Raw genomic sequence first — 22,958 nt, 5'->3', positions numbered from 1 at the left:
TATTTTTACCTATTGATTTTTCACATTGGCATTAATTCAGGACCTATTCCTATCGATACCCTCTTATAACGTCACTCTATTATCGATTTCTACTGCCTTATATATGGCATCGATAATTTTCATATCCTTAAGCCCCTCTTCGCCGTTTACTGGAATCATGGGTTCTTTACCGTCTAGTATGATGGCGGCCATTTCATCCATTTGTACGGTCTGATGTGCAACATGTTCCGCTATCAATTCACCTTCGTGAGTTCGTCCCATAATCGGCCCATAGCCCGTAGACGGTTGCATTTCGGCAAACCCGTCAATACCGTCTAGAAAAAAGCGGTCTAAATGCCCCACGGCATAGGTTGACAGGCACGATGCCACGGCTCCACTAGGAAAGCCCATTTGAAATTGAATGGTTTCGTCTACCCCTTCCTTGAATTTTACTGGATCGGTTTTGGTTTCCTGTGCCGTCACCCAGATCGGCTCTTCCCCAACCATATAACGTGCACCGTTGATCGAATAAATTCCAATATCCATCATTGAGCCACCGCCGGCCAACTCTTTGTTCAATCTCCATTGCGTAGGATCGCCGATCCGGAATCCGGACTGGCCCTGAAAAAACATAATCTTTCCGAACTCTCCATTTTTTCGCATATTGACCACTTTCAGGGTTTTGGGCTCAAAATGCATTCTGTACCCTATTAGCAATTTAACCCCGGCCGCTTTACAAGCGTCTACCATTTCCTTTCCCTCTACTGCATTGACCGCCATAGGTTTTTCGCAAATCACATGTTTTCCAGCTTTTGCAACGCGTATGGTTTGGTCTTTATGCAGGCCATTCGGGGTGATAATGTAAACCGCATCAATGTCGGGATTGTTTTTAATAGCATCGAAATTCTCATAATTGTAACAATTCTTCTCAGGTATTCCATATTTGGCGCTCCAGGCTACCAATTTCGATGGGGTACCACTTATTAAGCCAACTATTTTGGCCCGTTTACAGACCTCCATGGCCTCGGCAACTCTGGTAGCATAACTACCAAGCCCCATAATGGCAACCCTCAAAGTTTCACCTTTAGAAGGTATCGTTGTTGCAGCAAAAAGATTAGAGGTACTACAAATAAGGGGTAAACCCACAGTAGAAATGGTCAGCTTTTCTAAGAAATTTCTTCTGGATACCATAGTAGTTCGTTTTTAGGAAGTTTGAATTTAAGAAACTTCTTTATAACTACAATGGGTATTACACTATCAATACTTTATAAAAGACCTAAGCCAGAGTATCTATGAAAAATAGAAGTTTCTGGGCCAACGTACAAGTTTGATACTTGAAGACACACTTTAATATGAGTGAGCTAGTTACCGTTCAAACGGATAAAACCCCCATCGACCGGGAAATCCGTTCCTGTTATGAAGGAGGCTTCCTCCGAACAGAGAAACAGTGCTAGGTCGGCGACCTCTTGCGGAGAGCCCATGCGCCCTATGGGTTGGGTCTCGGAAAGCTCCTTAAATTTTTGTTCCATTGTATCGGGAAAATTATTTTTTAAATAGCCGTCTACAAAAGGGGTATGGATGCGTGCCGGCGAAATGCTATTGCACCGGATGTTATGGTGGATATAATCTTTTGCCACCGAATACATCATAGTCAGGGCCGCCCCTTTTGACATGGAATAAGCAAAACGATCTTTTATACCCACGGTAGCCGCTATCGAAGCCATGTTTAAAATTACGCCTCCCTTCTTTTTCATATAAGGAACAACCGCATGAATACAGTTGTACACCCCTTTAATGTTTACGGCATAGATTTTATCTAAATCCGCTTCTGTAGTTTGCTCTACATTTCCAATATGGGCAATGCCCGCATTATTGATCAAAATATCGATATCCCCTTGATGGCCGATATGCGCTATTCTATCTTTTACCTCATCTTGTACTGCCACATTGCAACTGTGTGCTGTAGCCAACCCTCCTTGATCCGATATGACCTCTACCACTTCGGTTGCCGAATCGGACTTGAGTTCGAAAATATGAACATGGGCGCCCTGGGAGGCCAAGGTAATCGCAATAGCCCGGCCAATACCACTACCTCCTCCGGTTACAATAGCTGTTTTTCCCTTTAAATCAAATTTCATTCTTTTTCTTTTTTAGGTATGGAGTCAGCAGCAGTAAAAAATGCGCTGATATCCTTATCAAAACCATTCTCTATGGATAATCCAGGTCTCTGCCTTTGCAATTCATCGAGCGTAGATGCGGAAATACCGGTTTCCCATATATACAGGTTTTTCAAACTCGTAAGGTTCTTTAAGACCGGAATGCTCTTGTCCGTTATCGACGATTCAAAAACCTTTAATAACCGTAATTTTTTTAGGCTTGCTAAATTCTCCATTTGCTTATCGGATATGGGTGTTTTATCGATTTCAAGCCACTCTAGATTGGTAAATGACCCAATTACAGCCATCTCCTCGTCACCAAGGGGTATAGCGCTTAAATCTAATTCGACGATATTATTTGCGACCCTTTGGAGATTTGTAATCACTGAAGAATCGTACTCGGGCGGCATATACATATCGATGGACAAGGCATTTGAATTTCCGGCTATCCGCTCAATGGTCAAGTAATCCGAGGAAAGATTTTTCAATGTACTGTCGGCCACTTGGGGCAGATCCAACCATTTCTCCATAGGATCGGGCGCCCGCATTTCCTTTACCAAACCGACCAGAGGCTCGGTATTCGCTACATGGTTCAACCTAAGGGTATCGGATGCCCCTAGGGCTATCCACCGTTCCAAAACCTTTATCTCGTTTTCATTGAGCGGTTTTTTTCCGTCCGGGGGCATATGCTCCTCGTCTTCCGTCGGTAAATGCAACCGACGTATCATCTCGCTTTTTTCAGGCGCACCGAACACTATAGTTTTCCCGCTCTCCCCGCCTTTGATGAGGTCGGCATAATTGTTCATCAAGAGTTCGCCCTTCTGCTTGTTGGGGTTATGACAAGAAACACAATGCTCGTCCAAGATTACTGCGACCAAGTGCTCGTAGATATTCGGATTTTCAGGTATTTCATTCTTTTTTCTATCGGCAGGAAGCGCTAAAAAATCTTCTCCGTGGGTAACCATACCCCCATAATGCCCGGTCAGCCCTATAAAAATCAATAGTCCGACCTGAATACCTTTCACATATATACCTTGCCCTTGTCTTGTACCGTACAGCGCATACCAAAGTGAGGCCAATAAGGCTACTCCACCTCCGAGCCACTGGTGCCAATAGAGCAGATCGCCCTTTACCAAGGCTTCCTTTCCCAGAAAAAAACCGGAAATGGCCGTAACCAGTGCAGAAAGAACCCCGGCCAATAACAAAACCCTGGGGACTGTCTTTCCCGTCAAACCCAAAAACACCGCAATAAGTAAAAGTACTATGGGAAAATGGAGTACTACTGGATGCCACCGTCCTAACCAGGCCAAGATTACAGGAAGTTCAATATAGGAATCGAACAATAGGCAAAATATCAAAAAAATGGAAAGACCCAATATGACGTAGTCAAGCCAAAGACTTTTAGAGGTGTGCGTCATAGGTTCTATTAGGCTAAAAGATCATTAATGACATTACCGGCTACATCGGTCAACCGAAAGCGACGGCCTTGATATTTATAGGTGAGCTGTTCGTGGTCCAGCCCCATGGCGTGCATCAATGTAGCATGGAAATCGTTAATATGTACAGGGTTTTCCACTACATTATAGCCAAACTCATCGGTTTGTCCGTAATTCAGGCCAGGTTTGATACCTCCGCCCGCCATCCAGATACTAAAGGCCCTAGGATGATGGTCCCTACCATAATTGGCCGGGTCGAACTTACCCTGGCAATAATTGCCCCGCCCGAACTCCCCGCCCCAGATGACCAAGGTGTCTTCGAGCATTCCCCTTTGCTTGAGGTCCATCACTAATGCGGCAGAGGCCTGATCGACATCTTTGGCCTGACCTGCCATTTCGTTGGGCAGGTTACCGTGCTGGTCCCATCCCTGATGGTACAACTGTATGAACCTTACGCCATTCTCCGCCAATCTTCTTGCCTGCAGTGCGTTGGCGGCATAGGTGCCCGGCACCTGGCAATCTTCTCCGTATAACTTTATAATCGATTCAGGTTCTTTTGATATGTCCATCACATCGGGTACGGACATCTGCATGCGATAGGCCATTTCATATTGCGCGATACGGGATTCGATCTCATCATCGCCCGTCTCAACATGGTGCAGTTTATTTAGCGAAGAAACCTCGTTCAAAAGGTGACGTTTGTCCGAACGTGAAATACCGTCAGGGTCGTTTAAATAGAGTACGGGATCTTTCCCTGACCGCAACAGTACGCCCTGATGCTTTGAATCTAGGAACCCACTGGACCAGAGTTTGGAATACAGCCCTTGGCTATTTCCCTTGCCCCTCGAGGTAAGCACCACGAACGAGGGAAGGTTTTTGTTTTCGCTTCCCAAACCATAACTCATCCATGACCCCATGCTGGGACGACCCGAAATCTGACTACCTGTCTGGAAAAAAGTAATCGCAGGATCGTGGTTGATCGCCTCGGTATGCATACTTCGCACTACGGTTATGTCGTCGGCAATTTTGGCTATATGCGGAAAGAAATCACTGATCCATGTACCGCTTTGTCCATGTTGGCGGAAATCCACCGCCGGCGGCATCAAGGGAAACTTGTCTTGATTGGCGGTCATTCCCGTGAGTCTTTGACCATTTCGTATAGAAGCGGGAAGATCTTCCCCCATACGCTTGCGTAACGTAGGCTTATAATCAAAGGTTTCAAGTTGCGATGGGGCACCGGCCTGAAAAAGATAAATGATCCGTTTGGCCTTGGGCGCAAAATGCGGAAGGCCTAGCGGTCGTTCTGCAAGTTGATCGGTTCCACCTTTGAAAAGGTCGGGAATCAACAGTGATCCTAATGCCAGAGAACCGATACCGACGCTCAGTTGGGAAAAAAAGTGGCGACGGTTTACTTTTAAGGGATTTTCATTTTTGCTTTTATCGTTTTCCATAGCTATTCTTTTGTTATCGTTTCGTCAAGATTATAGATAACCTGTGCGGTCAGCATCAAAGCAGCCGTCTTTGCAGCATCCACATTGAGCTGTTCGTATTCGCCTACCGCAACCAATTTTTCGGCTTCTTCTATATCGTCCTGGTATATCTCCAGGGCGTTATAGTAATATTCCTTCAAAGTCAACAGCTCTTCTTGCTTCGGGTGGCGGATCAAGATTCTCTTGAAAACATCCGAAACATAATCGGAGCTCTCAGGATCATCGGCTATCATACGCTGTGCCATTACCCTCGCAGCTTCTAGCACTTGTACATCATTTTGCATTACCAAAGCCTGAAGGGGGGTGTTGGTCTTTTGACGGCGAACTTCGGAGAAATCACGTGTCGGCGCATCAAAAATGGTCATATTTGGCGGTGGTAACGTTCTTTTCCAGAACGTGTAAAGTGACCGTCGATAGAGGTCTTCACCCTCGTCGGGGACATACTTTGTGAGAATACCCCGGTTACCACCGGCATTGGTTTCCTCCCATAGACCGGCGGGCTGATAGGGCTTGACGCTCGGCCCCCCGATCTCATCGTTGAGCAAGCCGCTCGTCGTCAAGATATAGTCACGTATCATTTCCCCGCTCATACGGAAACGGGGCGCCCGTGCCAACAGTTTGTTCTCCGGATCTGCTTTTTTAAGTTCAGGGGTCAATTCAGATTTCTGCTGATAGGTAGCCGAGAGCATAATTTTTTTAAGAAGATACTTGATATCCCAGCCGTGCTCCATGAAATCTACCGCCAGCCAATCGAGCAATTCCGGGTGTGTCGGAAGGCTTCCCTGCACTCCAAAATCCTCTGAGGTCTCGACAATTCCCTTTCCGAATAGCATCCCCCAAATACGGTTCACGAATACCCTGGCAGTGAGGGGGTTCTTTTCGTCGGTTACCCATTCGGCAAGGCCCAACCTGTTTTTCGGCAGGTTTTCCGCAAAGCCGTATATCGTATTCGGGGTTCCGGGAGACACCGAATCGGTAGGCTGGTCATACTCGCCCCGGTTGAGGACATAGGTCGTTTTAGGGGCCGAATCGTTCATGACCATCACCTTGATCTCGGGACTTTCTTTCATGTTGACAAACGACAGCACATCGTTGGTTTCTTCTTGCGAAATTTCGATAAATGGCGGGTCTGCATAGAACTTCTGGTTTTTGGCCTGTACCGCATCCATTTGCAACCCTTTTTCGTCTACTTGGTTGAAAAAGGCAAACATGCTAAAATAGTCCTTTTGCGAAATGGCATCGTACTTATGGTCATGACATCGGGCACATTCGAGCGTAAGCCCTAGAATACCTTTTCCTAGCGTATTCGTTCTATCGAGTACGTAATTTACCCGATACTCCTCCTGAATCACGCCCCCTTCCTGCGTTATGGGATGATTGCGATTGAAGCCCGTGGCCAATATCTGTTCCTTCGTCGCATCGGGCAGCAGATCACCGGCCAGTTGCCAGGTCAAGAATTGGTCATAGGGCATATTCTCGTTAAAGGCATGGATCACCCAGTCACGCCACGGCCACATGGTACGATAACTATCGTCTTGATACCCATGCGAATCGGCGTATCGCGCCACATCGAGCCACGACTGTGTCATACGCTCCCCGTAGGCGGGCGAGGCCAGAAAACCATCGATAATCTGCGATATAGAAGGCTGGTTATCATTCGCCAGCAGTTTCTCTATCTGTTCTGGTTTTGGTGGCAACCCGGTAACATCAAGACTTATTCGGCGAATCAAGGTCGCATCCGTTGCCCTCTTGGAAGGCGCTAGACCGTTATCCTCTAACCTTCTTAATATAAAACGATCAATTTCGTTCTCGCCCCAGTCCGAGGTTTCACTTTCAGGGACATTGGCCTTTTCAGGGGTCAAAAAAGCCCAATGCTTTTCGAATTCGGCCCCTTGCTCGATCCATTTTTTAATCAATTTTTTCTCGTAACTGTTAAGTGCCAATTTAGATCCTGGAGGAGGCATCATCTCATCGGGATTATCCGAAACTATGGCCTGGTATACCTTGCTCTTGCCTAAACTCTTTGGAACGATGGCAAAATGCCCAGGGCTTTCAGGAAGTTCGGAAAGGGCCGATTCCTTTAGATCAAGACGCAGGCCTGCTTTACGTTTGTTCGCATCAGGTCCGTGGCAGGTATAACAATTGTCGGAAAGTATAGGTTTGATGTGAAAGTTGTAATCTATCTTATCTGGAACCTTCAGGGAAGCATAGGCATCGCCCTCCCCTTTGAAAAGCCCTTTCTGGTAGGCATAAAGACCTCCTAAAAGGAGAATAATAACAGACACGATCAAAACCCTGTATTTCATCAACTTTTTTTTTGTAATCTTAAAATTAGAACTTATAAATTTAATCAATTTAAAGCGATAGTATCTACGGCTTTTTTTGCAGAAAGCACACTTTTTTTTGCTTTTTTAACCTAATTTTTGAAATTTGAGGCAATTAAAGGGAATTTCTAATAGGAATTTTCAAACGAACTCGGGTCTGGGGGTATGTTCAAACCAAGTTGTCATAGGCCAGCCAGGCCATTAAACCCCCTCCTATTTCAATCGCGGATTCATCGATATCAAAATTAGAAGTATGTAACCCTGCGTTAATTCCATTCCCGGGATTCCCTACTCCTAAAAGATAGAAACAGGCCGGATGCTTTTGTGAGTAGTAGGCAAAGTCTTCCGCTGCCATCCATTGATCGGCGTTGACCACGTTGGTGCTTCCCAAATAAGCTACCGCATCGGTTCTCAATCTTTCCGTACTATCAGGTTCATTTACCAAATGGGGATACCCATGCTTTATTGTTAATTCGGATGTTCCGCCCATACTGGTGGCCATATTGACGACCAATCGCTCTAGTTTTTTTAATGCATCCTTGCGCCAAGCTTCATCCATAGTACGGAACGTTCCTTCGATATATACCTCATCAGGCAGAATATTGATGGCCCCATCTGCCACTACCTTTCCGAATGAAAGTACGCTAGGTATCTTTGGCGAAGCCATGCGACTGACCAATTGTTGGGCGGCTACTATGATATGGGAAGCTATCAAAACCGGGTCTACGGCGGCCTCAGGCATTGCCGCATGCCCACCCTTTCCCTTGACCGTCAAGAAGAGTTCATCCATACTGGCCATGAACTTATTCTGACAAAAACCTACGGTACCGACGGGAAAATCGGGCCTCACATGTTGGCCTATATGTAAAATAGTGCCTAAATCGCGGTAGGCCTTTTCTTTCATGACCAGACTCGCACCACCGGGCATAAGTTCTTCCCCAGGTTGAAACAATACTTTTATGCTACCGCTAAAAGAGTCTTTCAAACTAGTTAGTATTTTTGTGCAGAGCAGTAAAGATGCCATGTGTACATCATGCCCGCAGGCATGCATGACCCCTTTGTTTCTCGATTTGTATCCGACCTGGTTCGCTTCTTCAATAGGCAAAGCGTCCATATCCGTTCGTAGTAGTATCCGGTTCGGGCCTTTTCGACCATTCACAGTCGCCAAGAGTCCTGTAGCGGCCACGGGAACTATATCATCAACCCCTATAGCCGTTAAACACTTTTTAATATAGGTACTGGTATTGTACTCCTGAAAAGACAGTTCGGGATGTTGATGTAGATGGCGACGTACCGCTATATACTCAGCCGCATACTTATTGGCCAAGGCCTTGATTTTTTCGATATGGCTCATCACTTAATATTGAAATTCAGGGAGTTAATAAGCTAGTGCTATGGCAATAAAAAATTGAATAGTTGTAAAACTCAATTTACTTGTATTTTCAAAGGATGCCATAACCGTTCCGCATAATATAAGACTTCCTTTGCAGGGTTTTCCGTGGAAGCATCGAATATAAGATAGGCATTCTTCTCTTGGTACCGGCTCCCTTCCGGAAAATTGAGTACGGTATCGGTCAATATGCGGTTCCAATAACGCCCATGGCCACTTGATCTTGTTATTTTAGTGTAAGGCTTATGTGTTGGCGAAGGCATACCATTTAGGTTCGTATTGTCATACCTGAGCCGTATCGATGCAAGGCCATATCCTTTTTCCTTATGATAAAAGCCAACAAAATCCGCATTATCAGGTATAGGTTTGTTGTCTAAGCTATCAAGTTCTGGTTGGTAGAGTTTCAATTGGGAAACCATTCCTCCTTTCGGTCTATAAATCACATGTGTAAACAGGCTGTCCATTGTCATCTCATCATTTCGTAATAAATCCAAAACCACATCATCTTTCATGGTCATGGTAGATTCGAAATAAAAATAGGGCAGTTCGCCCAAAAACGTATACTTGCCCGCTATCGTTATTTCGGGTATGCTATCGGTCGTACCCGCTCGTGTTTTAAGCACTTGGTACATTCCTGAGCTAGTAGCATTATGGGAAGAGGTAGATAAATGTTCGAAACCAAAATAGCTTTCCGAATCAGGTCTTGAAAAATTAGGTGCCCAATGCATAGGAATATGTCCTCTTCTCAAGCGTTGATTGTCAAAGTTCTTTAGGAAAATCCCGGACACCTGCCCTCCCCTCTGGTCGTTTTCATCACTGAAAATGACCTTATAAATTTCGTTCTCGACTGCCTTTCCGTCTTCAGCAAGGTGAATTCCTGTAGGGTTCTGTTTGGACAATTTATCTCCCACATGAATTTCAAAGTTTTTGGAGGAGCGCGCCTCAATTGAAATCGGAAACATAACCTTCCAGACCTTTTCATTATTTCGCCTTAAAGTATCCAATACCTGAACGGCGACTACAGTACTATTCTCGGTATCGATCGCCGATAAGTTTGAATTGTTCTGAAACTGTTTGGGAGCGGGAATTTCTGCGACTACATAGTCTAAACGACGATTTAGACCATCCGTCTCGGTAACTTTAATGGTAGAGAGAGGCTCGAGTTGGCTACCACAGGCCAAAAGGAACATGAAAAGGGCGTAAATAATTGATTTTAACATCGTTGCAAGTAAATAAGGCCTATTAGGGGCCCTCAATACCCCGAAGGTAAACATTCTTTCTAGCCGTTACAAATTGCCCTGTCTCTAAGACAGTAGCGAATTAACTCTTTGAAAAAACCAAATCGAACTTAACGGTCACTTCGTCTCCAACAATAATCTGTCCGAACATTGCTGTCGGGGGTTCTACGTCATAATCTTGAAGAATAATACTTTTTTCACCCGTTATTTTTATAGCCCCATCAACGACCTCTATTTTTGAAGGCACCTCCACGGTCTGTTCCTTACCTGCGATTGTCAAAGCGCCTACCAATTTGGAATCTTTTGCTTCGGTCAAGGTAAAAGTCACTTTAGGGTGCTCCTCTTTCTTTAGGGCTTCATGCATCTTTTTATCCATAGCGGCACCTCGCTCGCTTTTTATACCATCAACCTCCACTTCAAATAAGATTTCTTTTGGAAGTTCTCCTTCCGCCTTGAGGCTACCGGATATAGTATTGGCCGTTACCGTCCAATCGTGGATGGTAGAGGTACCATCTATCGTCACTGCACTTTCATCAGAAAGGGTATACGTTTCTTGAGAGATGCCCGTAAACGCCATACCGACTATAAAAAGAAATAAAGCTATTTTTTTCATTTCAATGATTTAAATTTAAAGAAAACCTATCGCATACAACGAGGTATCGGCTATTCATCCAACACAACTTGCCAGAATTTTTTCTGCTCTTCTGGGGTCGGTTGGGTTTCGGGGCTTACCAATCTAAAACCAACATAATTCGAATCGGTAAACCACCAAAAGCTTTTTGGTATCTGGGGATCCCGCTTTTGTTGTTTCAAACTTGATGCCGATCTGGCTGCGGACCTTAATCTATCTGCATCGTCATCCCAAGAGCCTCCCCGATATGATCTTGGGTGTATGACCGTGGGAGTAACCCATGGATTCTTACGCTCACCTTCCGCATAGGCATCTTCTTTATACTCATCCAAGGTCCATTCCGCAGCATTACCATGCATATCATAAAGCCCCCACGGATTGGGCTTCTTGGTACCCACTTTGGCGTACTTGCCATCGGAATTCTTATAATAGACGGCATAGGCATCCAAGTCGGCCACATCCTCGCCAAAACTATAGGCCGTATTCGTACCCGCCCTGGCCGCGTACTCCCATTCAGCTTCGGTAGGCAACCTATAAAACCTTCCGGTTACGGTACTCAACCATTTACAAAAAACCAATGCGGAATAGGCCGACATACTAACTGCAGGAAAACCATCTTTTCCCATACCATAAGACGGGTCTTCATAAGGAGGACTGGGTCGTGTTATCGCATCGATTTTCATCACTTTATCCCCCTCCAACTTCACAAAAATATCTTTGTTCTGCTTAAAGAAAAGTTCAAAAACATCCCAAGTTACCTCATATTTGCCCATATAAAAAGGGTCAAGTTCAACTTCCTTAATCGGCCCTTCATCAGCCTTTCGATTGGTTTCCGTGGCAGGGCTACCCATTTTAAACTCTCCCCCGGGAATCAACACCATATCAAAACTAACATCGGTCGCCGGTATTTTTTCGGTATATCCCTCAGATGCCTTTATCACTGTACTATCGCTCTTTTCGATACGCAACATCTCTTTGGGCGCCTCTTGATCAGGAACGGTCTTTTTTGCTTTACAAGAATTGAATATGATACCCAACACGCAAAAGCAGAGTGCAACTTCTTTAATCTTCATTATTTTTTTATTGAATTTGACCAAAAATAAGACATATTTTTTTAGCAAATCATCTTCACGCAAAAAGGCTGAAAATCTTCTAATTTTCATGAATTTTTGTAGGAAATAACAAGCATACTTCTTTTCATGAAAAACACTAATTTTGGGGAACAACATCCAACCCTTTCGTAATGAGAAATATAATACCTCTGCTTGTATTGATTTTTTCGGGCACTCTATATGCTCAAAATGCCAATACTAAAACCCTTGAATCTTTTACCGAGCTTAAGGTTTTCGACCGTATTAGGGTAACACTCGAAAAAAGCACCGAAAACAAATTGGTGATTACCGGTGATGATAAAGATGAAGTCAATATTTCAAACAAGAATGGTCTTCTCAAAATAAAAATGGAGTTCGACAATTTTATGGACGGTGATGAGGCAAAAGCTACCCTATACTACACAAGCGAACTCACCCTTATAGATACCAACGAAAATGCCAAAGTTGTTTCGGACGAAACACTTACCGCTAGCCACATTGAAATTAAAACCCAAGAGGGTGGCCAAATCGAGTTGAAAGTTCAATCGGAAGAACTGTACGTTAAATCTGTATCAGGAGGTGAAATCACACTTTCCGGAAATGCACAGCAACAGGAGGTTACCGTAAATACAGGTGGCAAGGTCTATAATGAAAACTTAGAAACCGTTACGACCAATGTTACGGTAAGTGCCGGGGGAAGGGCTGAAGTGAACGCCACCGATAAAGTGGAGGCAAAGGTAAAAGCAGGGGGCAGCATCTACATTTATGGCAACCCAAAAGCCGTAGATAGCAATAAGGTATTCGGAGGTAAAATTGAAATCATAGAATAACAACGCTATTGCTCAATACTTCGCACCTCGAAAGCAACCAATTCATTATTAGAGAATTCTGGGGTGATTTCAATGGGGTTACAACACACTTCACAGTCTTCCACATAAGTCTGCCTGTAAACAGAGGGATCTAGAAGCATGGATATTTCTTCCCAGCAATAGGGGCATTGAAAGAAGTGTTCGTACATTTTCAGAAATAAATAACAAAAGCCCGGCTTGGATTAGTGGCTTAAACCTAAAGACTTGTTCAATTTGAAACGGAAGTAAAGACAAAGAGGTCTGTGGCTTCGTTTCGATAGGTGTCTTCCATAGATTTCGACCGGTTAGAGATATATCATTTTTTCATTTTCGGATGATTTATATATAGCCGTAATCACTGCCACTGCCTTTCGCGCCTCCTTCCCCTCTACCATCGGGGGGTGCATATCATCTATCGCCTCGATCATATCGGTAATAACGGCCTTATGATGTTGATGACCAATGGCCGTAGGATCGGAGGAACCACTACCGTCATTTTTATCCACATCGAAATTTGGAGCAGGAACCTCTTTGACATTCCACTGTTTTATCGTTCCTCCTTCCATTAAAATACTTCCTTTTTCCCCGTATATCTCGACTTTTTCAGGGTATCCCGGGTATAAGGCAGTTCCTCCTGTAATCGAACCGATCGCACCGTTCTCGAAATGAAGCAGGCCTATGCCTACGTCTTCTCCCTCTATATCATGAATCAAAGTGCGAACACTACCAAAAACCGACTTTACATCACCCATCAAGTTGATCAATAGATCGATAGTATGAATGCCTTGATTCATCAAAGCAGCTCCACCGTCATATTCGAGCGTACCTCTCCAATCACTATGTGCATAATAATCTTGGGGTCGATACCAGTTGATATGTGCATTACCCATGAGAAGTTTACCCAACTTACCCGATTTTACGGTATTTTCAACAATTCGATAGGCCTCGCTACATCTATTTTGTAATACACAGCCAAGCTTTATACCCTGTTTTTCGGAAAACTCAAGTAGTTCGTCAATTTTTTCGGTAGTAACCTCCAGTGGTTTTTCACAAAGCACATGCTTGCCCACCTTGGCGGCGGCTTTAATTGCGTCTCCATGCCGACCACTTTCATTGCAGACACAAACGAGGTCGATTTCTTCAATGGCCATGAACTCCTCCAAATCAGCCAAAACGCGAACACCAAATTCAGCTTCGGCTTCTTCTATTCGTTGAGAAGACTTGGTATAGAGTGCAACAAGGGATACATCGTTAAGTTCCTCGATACATTTTTTATAGGTATTGACAATCGAACCTGTACCAATTATTCCAACACCTATTTTTGACATAGTCTAAATTTTTAGGATAGCATAGTACGAAGAAAATCTTTGATCTGCAAGAGACCTTACCTCACTTAGTCCATTTTTAATATTGGAATACCTGGCTCCCTATATAAAAGCCACAAATTATAGATTAACATTCAATAATTGCCCTGTCAACTGTAGCAATTGAAGTTCGGCCAACTTTGCGTCATACTTTGCCAAATTCTTATTGGTTTGTGCGTTGAGGAGGTTGATTTGGGCCTGCCGAAACTCTATCGAAGTAATTCGGCCCAGCTGGAATTGTTCCCTAGAGCGTTCAAAATTATTGTGGTTTGTTAATACATTCTGTTCTTGAATCACGAAAATATTTAAACGATTTTCATAGATTTCCAAGGCATTTTTTATATCCCTCGCTACCTCAAGCGCAATCTGATCTTGCAAAAGTTCCTGGTTTTCGAAGGCAATTTTCGAATTTTTAACGCGAACGCTAGTTCCCCCTCCATCAAACAGGTTCCAGGTTAAGTTGGCACCGAGTCCAAAATTCCAAGTCTGATTATTAGTACCTGGAAAGAAGGCCGAGGCCGCACTTTGGTTCAAGTTCCACCCGTACGATCCGGTTAGACCTATGGTGGGCAAATAGCCCGATTTATTTACTTTAATGTCGTAAGCGTTGATGGCCAAGTTTCTTTTTGTCTGTAATATGGCTACGTTATTATCTTCGGCCTGGGCTATGAGTTCATCTAATTTCAATCTCGGTATAAACTGTATTAAGGTGTCTACCTCGAAGGTGCTGTTCAGGTCTTGATTCAAAACCACGTTCAAATCTCTTTTGGCGTTGGCCAACTGTTGTTTGGTGTTCAATAGGTTGATACTGTCGTTAGTAACATCTACCTGTGCATTCAAAATATCCAACTTGGTATTCTGGCCATATTCAAAAGCATATTCCGCCCTTGTAATCCGTTGGGTTGAAATTTCAAGTGCTTGCTGTAGCACATTCTCGTTTTCGGTAAGTCGAGCCACTTCAAAATAAACACTAAATAGTTGCAACAGGGTATTTTCAATAGTTTCCCTAGCCTGTAATTCACTTAACTGATACTGTTCTTTTAGGCGTTTGTAATTGTATAAGCGTCCTAAACCGTCAAATAGGGTGTAATTTACGTTCACCCCTGAATTATACCGTTGCGCTTCTGCCTGATTTATCTCAAAGTCGGCCCTAGGGGTACCGTCTTCATTGAACTGCCCAGGAAACTCGATTGTGGCATCATCGCGGTTATAATTCGCCCCTGCCGTCGCAGTTACCGTGGGCAGGTATCCGGAATTTAAAACACTTGCATTATTTTCGGCAATTTCGACTTCGTTCAGGGCTACTTTAATTCCGAAATTATTCTCAAGTGCCAATTTCGCCGCTTCCTGCTTTGACAAAATCTCTTCTTGTGCAAAGAGTACACCAGATGCCATAAGAAACAGACAGGTAATCGTATAAATTCTATTCATTACAAAATTCTCTATTCTTTGCCCTCTAAAGCCTTAGGAGTTTCAATGTTAGTTTTGGAAAATCCATTCATGGAATGAAGGGCACCCTGTTTCATGTTTTCTTCCTCTTTTTGCTCTTTGATAGCTCGCTCTACCTCTTCCTTGGTAATAGTATCTCCCGTAGCCAGCCATTTTTTTCCGACTTTCATTTTATTACTGAAAGCCAAGAACAGAGGCAACATCAATAAGGTCAAAATTGTGGCGAATGCTATTCCGTACGCAATCGAGATAGCCATCGGTTTTAAGAACTGTGCTTGTCTACTTTTTTCCAATAATAAAGGAGCCAGACCAGCAATTGTGGTAATAGAGGTCAAAAAAATCGCTCTGAATCTTGAACGGCCCGCATCGTAGATGGCCTCATCAAATTTCATTCCGTCACGCAAGTTCCCGTTAAACTTACTGATCAGCACCAGCCCATCATTGACCATAATACCGATCAAGGCAATAATACCTAACATTGACAATATATTGACAGGAAAACCGTGCAACCAATGACCCCATGCGACCGCCGTCAAACTAAAAGGCACCAATAAAATCAATAATAGCGGCTGACTGAAACTACGGAACGTAAAGGCGATTGTTATATAAATTAATAACAACACCGACAAACCGACAAACCTGAGTGAATCGGTCAATTTGTTGGCCTCCCTATTTTGACCTTCATATGAGGCCGAAACTGTCGGATATTTAGATTGGATATCGGGCATTATATCAGACCGTATTTCAGCCATTATATCGGTAGCACTAGTGGTCTTATCATCTTTAATATCGGCCGAAACCTGAATTTCCCGTTGGCCTTCCAAGTGGTTGATAGCTACATCTCCCCTCTCTATAGTATAATCCGCTATTTCATTCAATGGAACCTTACTTCCGTTTGGAGTAGCGATTCGCATCTCATCCAAATCGGTAATTGAAGAACGGTTTTCACGATCATAGCGCACCCAAACCCTGATTTCATCTTGCCCCCGCTGGAAGCGTTGTGCCTGTGTACCGAAGAATCCAGCCCGAACTTGGTTCATTACGGATCGTAAATCCAGCCCCAGCAAGTACGCATTTTCTTTGAGTTCCAATCGTATTTCCTTGATACCGGCCGGATCATTGTCTGCCACATCTTTCAAAAGGGCGTTGTTTTCTAAAATCGCTTTCAGTTCCGATTTGGCCGCTTTTAATTCTTGAATATTATTTCCTAGAAGTGAAACCGAAACCGGACTCCCCCCAAAATTACCTCCCGACCCATAAATCAAGCTTTCGACCCCGACGACTGGGCCCACCAACTCTTGTAATCGATTGGTCACTACATCGGATCGTATGGCATCAGGTCGCTCCTCCCCGGGCAATAAATTAATGACCAATGTTGCCGCAGAAGAACCAGGACCGATATTTACAATCGTATTTTCAAAAACTTCCTTACCCGTACCCTTCATATATTGGTCGGTGAGTTCCTTATTCACAATATTTGATTTCTCCGCTATGAGGCCTATTATGGAATCTGTAACCTTTTCATTGGTACCGTTCGGCATTAGTAGTTCTACGGATACCCTGTCACTTGCAATTCTCGGAAAAAAGGCGGTACGCACGACGCCCCCTCCTATAGCACCTAGAGTAAGAAATAGCGCCATAACGAAGAAGGCGAATGTCAAAACCTTATAACGAAGTGCGAAACGTAAGCTCGGACTATATAAATTATCACGCATCCATGCCATGAACCTATCACCCATTTCATTTATAACCCTCAATTTGGCAAACGCCTTGGCAATTCCTTTTTTTGGTTTCTTCGAAATAGGCTGAAGGGCTTTTGAATGGGCAAGGTGGGCCGGCAATATAATCATGGCCTCAATAAGGGATACCACCAAAGTTAAAATTACAATAACCGAAACTTCGCCGAAGAACTCACCGATTCGTCCATCTAGAAATAGAAAGATCGAAAAAGCAAGTACAGTGGTGATGATTGCCGATACAATAGGCGGAATAACTTCCATAGTGCCATCAATGGCAGCTTGCACCGGTGTCTTTCCTTTCTCGTAATGTTGGTATATGTTTTCAGCAATAACAATCCCGTCATCGACCAAAATTCCGATAACGATAATCATGCCGAATAGCGAAAGCACATTGATAGTCACATCGAAAAAACCGGCGAAAACGAACATCCCCAAAAAAGAGATGGGCAAACCAAAAGCCACCCAAAATGCCAATCTGGTATTCAAGAAGAGAGAAAGAAAAATAAGGACTAAAATCATCCCAACGATGGCATTTTCAGTTAAAAGTTCGGTACGCTGCGTCAAGGTTTTAGACTGGTCGCTTATTACATCCAGCTTTATATTATTATGCTTTTGATTGAAGTCTTCTATATATTCCTTGACCTTGGTAGCCGAACCAATTAAATCTTCCGTATTGGTACTGGTAATCGAGGCATTTACTGCCAGGTTCCCATTGAAATAGGATGCATTAGGAGATTCTGCAAAACGGTCTCGAAGAATGGCCACGTCTTTTAATCGTATCGATTGGCCAGAGGGGTCTGCCCTTATAATAAGATTGGAAAGCTCATCGCCATAATAGGAGCGATTGTTGGCCCGGATCAAATACTCTTCGGCATCGGTTTTGATATTTCCTCCGGTAACCAAGATATTGGCGTTCGCTACCGCTTGGGCCACTTCGTTGAACGATACGTTGTAGGCCAAAAGGTTGTTTTCATTAACGGCAATCTCTATTTCCTCCTGCGGATAACCCGTCATACTGATTTGAGAGATACCATCTATCGTTCTAAGTTCATTTTCAACCTGTCTCCCGATTTGTTTTAAGGTGCCCAGGGGTACATTCTCACCGCTTATCGCAAAACTTATTGTCTGACGAATAGCCTCTTGTTTTGACACGACCAGGGGTTCCATACCCGTTGGAAAAGAAGGTACACGGTCAACTGCATTCTTCACCTCCAACAGCATGAAATCGATATCTCGCCCCTTCTCTATCTCGACATTGATAATACCACTATTCTCGCGGGCCGTAGAAGTAACCCGATCAATTCCCTCCAATCCCTTTAAGTTATCTTCGATCTTAAGTACGATACCCTCTTCAACTTCTTGGGGTGAAGCCCCGGGGTAGGTAATGTTTATGGAGATGTTCTTGGAATCTATCAATGGAAAATATGAAGACTTCAATGAAAGCGCGCCGGCAATACCAAAAGCGAAGAATGCTATAATAACCACATCAACCGCTACATGGTACTTTATGAAATAGGAAATGAGATTTTTCATTCTACCTGAGTTATGGTTTTCTCTTCACCAAAAACCTTTACCAACATTCCCACATAAGCTCCCACTACAGGCTTTGATATAATGGTCATACCATCAGGAACTTCTTTGAGAACCACTTTCTTATCGGAAAAGTAAACCGGCTTCACATCAATGACGTCTAGGACCGAATCGCGAACCACAAAGATTTGATTATTGTCAAGAAGTAGGGAACGATTAATTTCAATGGCCTCAACTTCTTCCTTGGCATTCAGTTTCGCTTCGAGATACATGCCCTCTTTAAGATCACTATCGGCCACCTCGATATAGGTTTTGACCGTTTGCGATGACTGATCAACCTTCCCATTGACACGGCTGACCACCCCGGTGTAGGTCTTTGTACTTCCTAGATTGGTCAAAGTAACAGGCTCTCCGACCTTTAATAGCGCATCATACGTTTTGGGAATACTTACCTCAAGCTCATAAATACCTACATTGATAAATTCGCCCAATTGCTGACCCGATCTGACCAAAGTACCTTCAGTCACCAATGCTTCGGTCAAAACTCCAGTATAAGGTGCGACTATTCTGTACTTAGCAAGCCTTTGCTCTAGGTTTTTTACATTATAATACGAAGTCAGGATTCCGCGACCAGAAATGAAAAATTTTTCTTTCTCGGTTTCCATTTCGGGTAATGGCGGTGTCACATTGGCCATGTCAAAGTTCGAAAGATAACTTTGCCATTTATCAAAAACTTCAGGATAATCGAGACGTAAATCAGGCATTATCGAAGTAATTTGATTAAAAAGGTTGCTCTTGGCTGACTGAACGCTCGCCCTGTATTCGCTGGCATCAATATTGATTATCGTTTCCCCAGCACTGTACCGTTGGCCCGTTTTAAAAAGTTTGGGGCCTTTTCTGAACACGCCTTGTACCTCCGAAAAAAGTTCCATACGCTGTTTGGCCACTAAGTTTCCATTTGCATTGACCGTTATGGGTACTTTGCCATTTTTAACCGTATCTACAAAGACGGTCTTTACAATTTTTTCCTGTGGTGGTCTGAACGATTGTTTACTATCGATAATCGCCTTGGCCGCAAAAACGGAGGCCAAGATCAATAGAAGTCCCAATATGGAAAGTATAACTTTTCTTTTATCCATGTTTGATTAGCTGAGAGGTATTGTTAGACCACAAAACTAACCCGAAGTTTAAGTGACAAAAGTTAAATTAATCTTAAAGCGCAAAATGTATATGAAAAAAAGGATGCAAAAGCGCATCCTTCTTAAACCAAACTAACTTATAGACTAATCTTGACTATTAATTATCAACATCATCTTCAAATTTTGTATCCGCCATTCTAGTCTTATTAAATTTAACAGTTCTGAAGTCGGTTTTGGTGTCTTCGCGATCGTAATCGAAGACCAAAAACTCGTGCGACTGCATGGCTTCAAGATTTTTTACGGAATTGAACTTGTTGTTTTGAATTTGAAAAACCTCTAAACTCGCCAACTGTCCGAATTCAATAGGTACTTCGCCTCCTAGCTGATTATTGGCAAGAACGAGCTCTTTGAGCTTAACCAAATTACCCATCTCTGCAGGAATTGCCCCTTCCAATGAATTTTCGAAAAGACCGAGACTTTCAAGATGCACTAACCCACCAACGGATTTCGGAATACTTCCTTTTAGACTATTGCTCGACAGATTCAATACTTTCAAACCCTTGATTTCACCTATTGTATCCGGTATATCTCCCGTAAGAAAATTGTTGAAGGCCGTTAATTCCTCTAATTCTACCAACGCTCCGATATTTTCGGGTAGCTCCCCTTTAATTCTGTTCATTTCCAATTTCAACACCCTTAGACGAGGAAGTTCTGTGATTTCGGTAGGCAACTCGCCAGTAATCCCATTAAAGGCCAAGTTTAAGGATTCCAACTCCTTAAAAGCACCTATACTATTAGGAATTATACCATTAAGGTTATTTCTGAAGAGGTTGATTTCGGTTACATGGTCATTTACGACCTTCACGCCGTACCAGTTTGACACATCTGCATCGATATCCCAAGTATTCGTCCAATTATCACCATTCGTAGCTTTAAAGATATCTATAAGGGCGGTTCTTTCCGCCTTTGGGATTTCAGCCATCATTAAATTGGCTGATACAACAACCCATACATAGCATAAAATTTTTCTCATTGAAAATCAGTTTAGAGTGAAATAATTTCACAAAATCAAGGAATTTACCTACAAAGTAATGATATGTTTCGATAACTCACAAAAAAACTAGGTGAAGTGTTCCATATTGTTGTGAAAGCCCTACAAATTGTGGTAAGCAACATTCAACGTCTCGTCTTAGTTTCTCAAGCCCGAATTTTTTCAAGCTTTAGGGTAAGCTCTTCCCATCGTTGCATTTGCGTTTCCAAATCTTTCTTCTTCTTTTGATAGTCATCGAAAAAGCCCGGTTCCGCTATAGTTTCGTCGTAATTCAATAGTAACTGATGGTCGATTTTAGCTATTTCCTTTTCCAATCTAGAAACAATAGTTTCGACGGTACCTATCTTATTTTTGAGTGATTTAAGGCGTTTTTGGTTCTTGAAATCATTGGATGCCGGTTTGTCTAACGCTATTTTTTCAGGCTTTTGTTGGTTTTTTTCAATTTCTCGGAAATCCCCGACCTTTCGCTGATCAAGATAATAGTCTATATCTCCGAGATACTCTTTAATGGTTTTATCTTTAAACTCATAGACCTTATTGGTTAAACCTTGAAGGAAATCCCGATCATGTGAAACCACCACTAAGGTGCCATCGAAGTTCTGTAAAGCCTGTTTGAGCACGTGCTTTGATTGAATATCTAGATGGTTCGTAGGTTCGTCCATAACCAAAACATTAAAGGGCTGTAATAACATCTTTGCCAAGGCCAATCGATTGCGTTCACCTCCTGAAAGCACTTTCACGTACTTTTCCACCTCATCGCCACGGAACAAAAATGAGCCTAAAATATCCCTTGCCTTACTTCTGTTCTTTTCATTGGCCGCGTCGATCATCGTATCAAGAATAGTTTTATCGCCATCGAGGTATTCCGCTTGGTTCTGTGCGAAATAACCGATCTGTACATTATGCCCCAACTTGAATTTTCCCTGATGTTCCAATTCTCCGACCATTATTTTCGCCAATGTCGACTTACCCTGACCGTTCTGCCCAACAAACGCCGTTTTACTGTCGCGTTCCAAAAGCAGGTTGATATCTTTTAACACCTCGTTTTCGCCATAACTTTTAGAAAGTTCTTCAATCTCCGCCACCACCTTGCCCGGCGTTACGGAAATCGGAAAACGCAAATTCATTACTGCATTATCATCTTGGTCGACCTCGATTCTTTCCATTTTATCCAACTTCTTTATCAGAGATTGCGCCATGGATGCCTTAGTGGATTTTGCCCTGAACTTTTCAATCAGTCGTTCCGCTTGTTGAATCTCCTTTTCCTGATTCTTTTGGGCATTAAGTTGTTGTTCCTTTATTTCATTTCTGAGCTTGAGAAATTTCGAATACGGTTTATTGTAATCATAAATTCTGCCCAGCGAAATCTCAATAGTACGATTCGTCACATTATCCAAGAACATCTTATCGTGAGAAACAATGACTACGGCCCCGGTACAGTTCTTCAAAAACTGCTCTAGCCAGATAATCGACTCAATATCGAGATGATTTGTCGGCTCATCGAGTAAAAGTACATCGTTATTCTGCAGCAGAAGTTTGGCCAATTCGATGCGCATGCGCCATCCGCCGGAAAATGTATCGGTTTTCTTATCAAAATCAGACCTTTTAAAACCTAGGCCAAGTAAGATTTTTTCGGTATCTCCCTGATAATTGTATCCTCCCAAAATCTCATAATGATGGGTAATATCACTCAGGTCGACCATCAACTGATGATATCCCTCACTTTCATAATCGGTACGTTCGGCCAACTGGTGATTGATTTCATCAAGCTTGGCTTCAAGTTGCTTTATTTCCTCAAAAGCTTGATAAGCCTCTTCTATAACAGTTCTACCCTGTTCAAAATCAATATCCTGCCTTAAAAACCCAATTTTGATATTCTTTTCTACCGATAGGGTGCCTGAATCCAAGGCCATGTCCCTCGACAAGAGTTTAAGCAAGGTCGATTTCCCAGCACCATTCTTGCCGATGAGCCCAACGCGGTCACCCCCGTTCAGACGAAAAGAAATTTCCTCGAATAAATATTCGCCACCGAAGGATACCGAAAGATTGTGAACGTTCAACATGAGCGGTTATTCAAATCGTGTTTATTGAAATTGGGTACTT

17 protein-coding genes are annotated in these 22,958 nt (G+C 43.2%); 1 reads left to right on the top strand and 16 read right to left on the bottom strand.

Features of this window, described 5'->3' with window-relative positions:
• Nucleotides 1-63 precede the first annotated feature (63 nt).
• The 9 genes from F2B13_RS16035 to F2B13_RS15995 all read right to left on the bottom strand — a co-directional run bounded on the left by F2B13_RS16035 (nt 64) and on the right by F2B13_RS15995 (nt 11,807).
• Nucleotides 64-1,170, bottom strand: coding sequence for a Gfo/Idh/MocA family protein (locus tag F2B13_RS16035; protein ID WP_149276799.1), 1,107 nt, complete (start codon nt 1,168-1,170; stop codon nt 64-66).
• Nucleotides 1,171-1,340: 170 nt separating this feature from the next.
• The gene (locus tag F2B13_RS16030; RefSeq protein WP_149276798.1) at nt 1,341-2,117 is read right to left on the bottom strand and encodes an SDR family NAD(P)-dependent oxidoreductase; all 777 of its coding nucleotides are present in this window, start codon (nt 2,115-2,117) and stop codon (nt 1,341-1,343) included.
• On the bottom strand, nt 2,114-3,553 hold the full coding sequence (locus tag F2B13_RS16025; RefSeq protein ID WP_149276797.1) for a c-type cytochrome domain-containing protein: 1,440 nt from the start codon (nt 3,551-3,553) through the stop codon (nt 2,114-2,116). Before F2B13_RS16025 ends, F2B13_RS16030 begins: the two co-directional genes overlap by 4 nt.
• A gap of 8 nt (nt 3,554-3,561) precedes the next feature.
• The gene (locus tag F2B13_RS16020) at nt 3,562-5,022 is read right to left on the bottom strand and encodes a DUF1501 domain-containing protein (RefSeq protein WP_149276796.1); all 1,461 of its coding nucleotides are present in this window, start codon (nt 5,020-5,022) and stop codon (nt 3,562-3,564) included.
• Nucleotides 5,023-5,024: 2 nt separating this feature from the next.
• Nucleotides 5,025-7,367, bottom strand: coding sequence for a PSD1 and planctomycete cytochrome C domain-containing protein (locus F2B13_RS16015; protein ID WP_149276795.1), 2,343 nt, complete (start codon nt 7,365-7,367; stop codon nt 5,025-5,027).
• Between the two features lie 187 nt (nt 7,368-7,554).
• On the bottom strand, nt 7,555-8,739 hold the full coding sequence (locus F2B13_RS16010; RefSeq protein ID WP_149276794.1) for a M20 metallopeptidase family protein: 1,185 nt from the start codon (nt 8,737-8,739) through the stop codon (nt 7,555-7,557).
• A gap of 71 nt (nt 8,740-8,810) precedes the next feature.
• The gene (locus F2B13_RS16005; RefSeq protein ID WP_149304647.1) at nt 8,811-9,995 is read right to left on the bottom strand and encodes a hypothetical protein; all 1,185 of its coding nucleotides are present in this window, start codon (nt 9,993-9,995) and stop codon (nt 8,811-8,813) included.
• Nucleotides 9,996-10,095: 100 nt separating this feature from the next.
• Nucleotides 10,096-10,626: a YceI family protein gene (locus tag F2B13_RS16000; protein WP_149276792.1), complete on the bottom strand. Its 531-nt coding sequence runs from the start codon at nt 10,624-10,626 to the stop codon at nt 10,096-10,098.
• Between the two features lie 50 nt (nt 10,627-10,676).
• On the bottom strand, nt 10,677-11,807 hold the full coding sequence (locus F2B13_RS15995) for a formylglycine-generating enzyme family protein (RefSeq protein ID WP_232623045.1): 1,131 nt from the start codon (nt 11,805-11,807) through the stop codon (nt 10,677-10,679).
• Nucleotides 11,808-11,887: 80 nt separating this feature from the next.
• Between F2B13_RS15995 and F2B13_RS15990 the strand changes: the two genes are divergently transcribed.
• Nucleotides 11,888-12,565 (top strand): head GIN domain-containing protein, encoded by a 678-nt coding sequence (locus F2B13_RS15990; protein ID WP_149276791.1) that lies wholly within the window; start codon nt 11,888-11,890, stop codon nt 12,563-12,565.
• 5 nt (nt 12,566-12,570) lie between these two features.
• Here F2B13_RS15990 and F2B13_RS15985 read toward each other — a convergent pair whose 3' ends face one another.
• The 7 genes from F2B13_RS15985 to abc-f all read right to left on the bottom strand — a co-directional run bounded on the left by F2B13_RS15985 (nt 12,571) and on the right by abc-f (nt 22,918).
• On the bottom strand, nt 12,571-12,753 hold the full coding sequence (locus F2B13_RS15985) for a CPXCG motif-containing cysteine-rich protein (protein ID WP_149276790.1): 183 nt from the start codon (nt 12,751-12,753) through the stop codon (nt 12,571-12,573).
• Nucleotides 12,754-12,888: 135 nt separating this feature from the next.
• A complete protein-coding gene (locus F2B13_RS15980) occupies nt 12,889-13,911 on the bottom strand; it encodes a Gfo/Idh/MocA family protein (protein WP_149276789.1) in 1,023 nt (340 codons plus the stop codon).
• 117 nt (nt 13,912-14,028) lie between these two features.
• Entirely contained in the window at nt 14,029-15,378 is a 1,350-nt protein-coding gene (locus tag F2B13_RS15975) for a TolC family protein (RefSeq protein WP_149276788.1), read from the bottom strand.
• Between the two features lie 11 nt (nt 15,379-15,389).
• Nucleotides 15,390-18,668, bottom strand: a complete 3,279-nt coding sequence (locus tag F2B13_RS15970) for an efflux RND transporter permease subunit (RefSeq protein ID WP_149276787.1) — start codon at nt 18,666-18,668, stop codon at nt 15,390-15,392.
• Complete coding sequence (locus tag F2B13_RS15965) at nt 18,665-19,804, bottom strand: efflux RND transporter periplasmic adaptor subunit (protein ID WP_149276786.1); 1,140 nt, start codon at nt 19,802-19,804, stop codon at nt 18,665-18,667. Before F2B13_RS15965 ends, F2B13_RS15970 begins: the two co-directional genes overlap by 4 nt.
• 157 nt (nt 19,805-19,961) lie before the next feature.
• Nucleotides 19,962-20,837, bottom strand: coding sequence for a leucine-rich repeat domain-containing protein (locus F2B13_RS15960; RefSeq protein WP_149276785.1), 876 nt, complete (start codon nt 20,835-20,837; stop codon nt 19,962-19,964).
• A 164-nt stretch (nt 20,838-21,001) separates the two neighbouring features.
• Complete coding sequence (abc-f, locus tag F2B13_RS15955; RefSeq protein WP_149304646.1) at nt 21,002-22,918, bottom strand: ribosomal protection-like ABC-F family protein; 1,917 nt, start codon at nt 22,916-22,918, stop codon at nt 21,002-21,004.
• Nucleotides 22,919-22,958: the final 40 nt, after the last annotated feature.

The organism is Pareuzebyella sediminis, from assembly GCF_008367235.1.
GTDB lineage: Bacteria > Bacteroidota > Bacteroidia > Flavobacteriales > Flavobacteriaceae > Pareuzebyella > Pareuzebyella sediminis.
This window is presented reverse-complemented; position numbering and strand designations above follow the sequence as displayed.

What these genes read in the sequence shown, in the direction of transcription:
- F2B13_RS16015 (WP_149276795.1), bottom strand. Translation starts at nt 7,367, where the DNA reads ATGAAATACAGGGTTTTGATCGTGTCTGTTATTATTCTCCTTTTAGGA.
- F2B13_RS15965 (WP_149276786.1), bottom strand. Translation starts at nt 19,804, where the DNA reads ATGGATAAAAGAAAAGTTATACTTTCCATATTGGGACTTCTATTGATC.
- F2B13_RS15970 (WP_149276787.1), bottom strand. Translation starts at nt 18,668, where the DNA reads ATGAAAAATCTCATTTCCTATTTCATAAAGTACCATGTAGCGGTTGAT.
- F2B13_RS16010 (WP_149276794.1), bottom strand. Translation starts at nt 8,739, where the DNA reads ATGAGCCATATCGAAAAAATCAAGGCCTTGGCCAATAAGTATGCGGCT.
- F2B13_RS15985 (WP_149276790.1), bottom strand. Translation starts at nt 12,753, where the DNA reads ATGTACGAACACTTCTTTCAATGCCCCTATTGCTGGGAAGAAATATCC.
- F2B13_RS16000 (WP_149276792.1), bottom strand. Translation starts at nt 10,626, where the DNA reads ATGAAAAAAATAGCTTTATTTCTTTTTATAGTCGGTATGGCGTTTACG.
- F2B13_RS16030 (WP_149276798.1), bottom strand. Translation starts at nt 2,117, where the DNA reads ATGAAATTTGATTTAAAGGGAAAAACAGCTATTGTAACCGGAGGAGGT.
- F2B13_RS15960 (WP_149276785.1), bottom strand. Translation starts at nt 20,837, where the DNA reads ATGAGAAAAATTTTATGCTATGTATGGGTTGTTGTATCAGCCAATTTA.
- F2B13_RS15995 (WP_232623045.1), bottom strand. Translation starts at nt 11,807, where the DNA reads ATGAAAATTAGAAGATTTTCAGCCTTTTTGCGTGAAGATGATTTGCTA.
- F2B13_RS16025 (WP_149276797.1), bottom strand. Translation starts at nt 3,553, where the DNA reads ATGACGCACACCTCTAAAAGTCTTTGGCTTGACTACGTCATATTGGGT.
- F2B13_RS16035 (WP_149276799.1), bottom strand. Translation starts at nt 1,170, where the DNA reads ATGGTATCCAGAAGAAATTTCTTAGAAAAGCTGACCATTTCTACTGTG.
- abc-f (WP_149304646.1), bottom strand. Translation starts at nt 22,918, where the DNA reads ATGTTGAACGTTCACAATCTTTCGGTATCCTTCGGTGGCGAATATTTA.
- F2B13_RS15980 (WP_149276789.1), bottom strand. Translation starts at nt 13,911, where the DNA reads ATGTCAAAAATAGGTGTTGGAATAATTGGTACAGGTTCGATTGTCAAT.
- F2B13_RS16005 (WP_149304647.1), bottom strand. Translation starts at nt 9,995, where the DNA reads ATGTTAAAATCAATTATTTACGCCCTTTTCATGTTCCTTTTGGCCTGT.
- F2B13_RS16020 (WP_149276796.1), bottom strand. Translation starts at nt 5,022, where the DNA reads ATGGAAAACGATAAAAGCAAAAATGAAAATCCCTTAAAAGTAAACCGT.
- F2B13_RS15975 (WP_149276788.1), bottom strand. Translation starts at nt 15,378, where the DNA reads ATGAATAGAATTTATACGATTACCTGTCTGTTTCTTATGGCATCTGGT.
- F2B13_RS15990 (WP_149276791.1), top strand. Translation starts at nt 11,888, where the DNA reads ATGAGAAATATAATACCTCTGCTTGTATTGATTTTTTCGGGCACTCTA.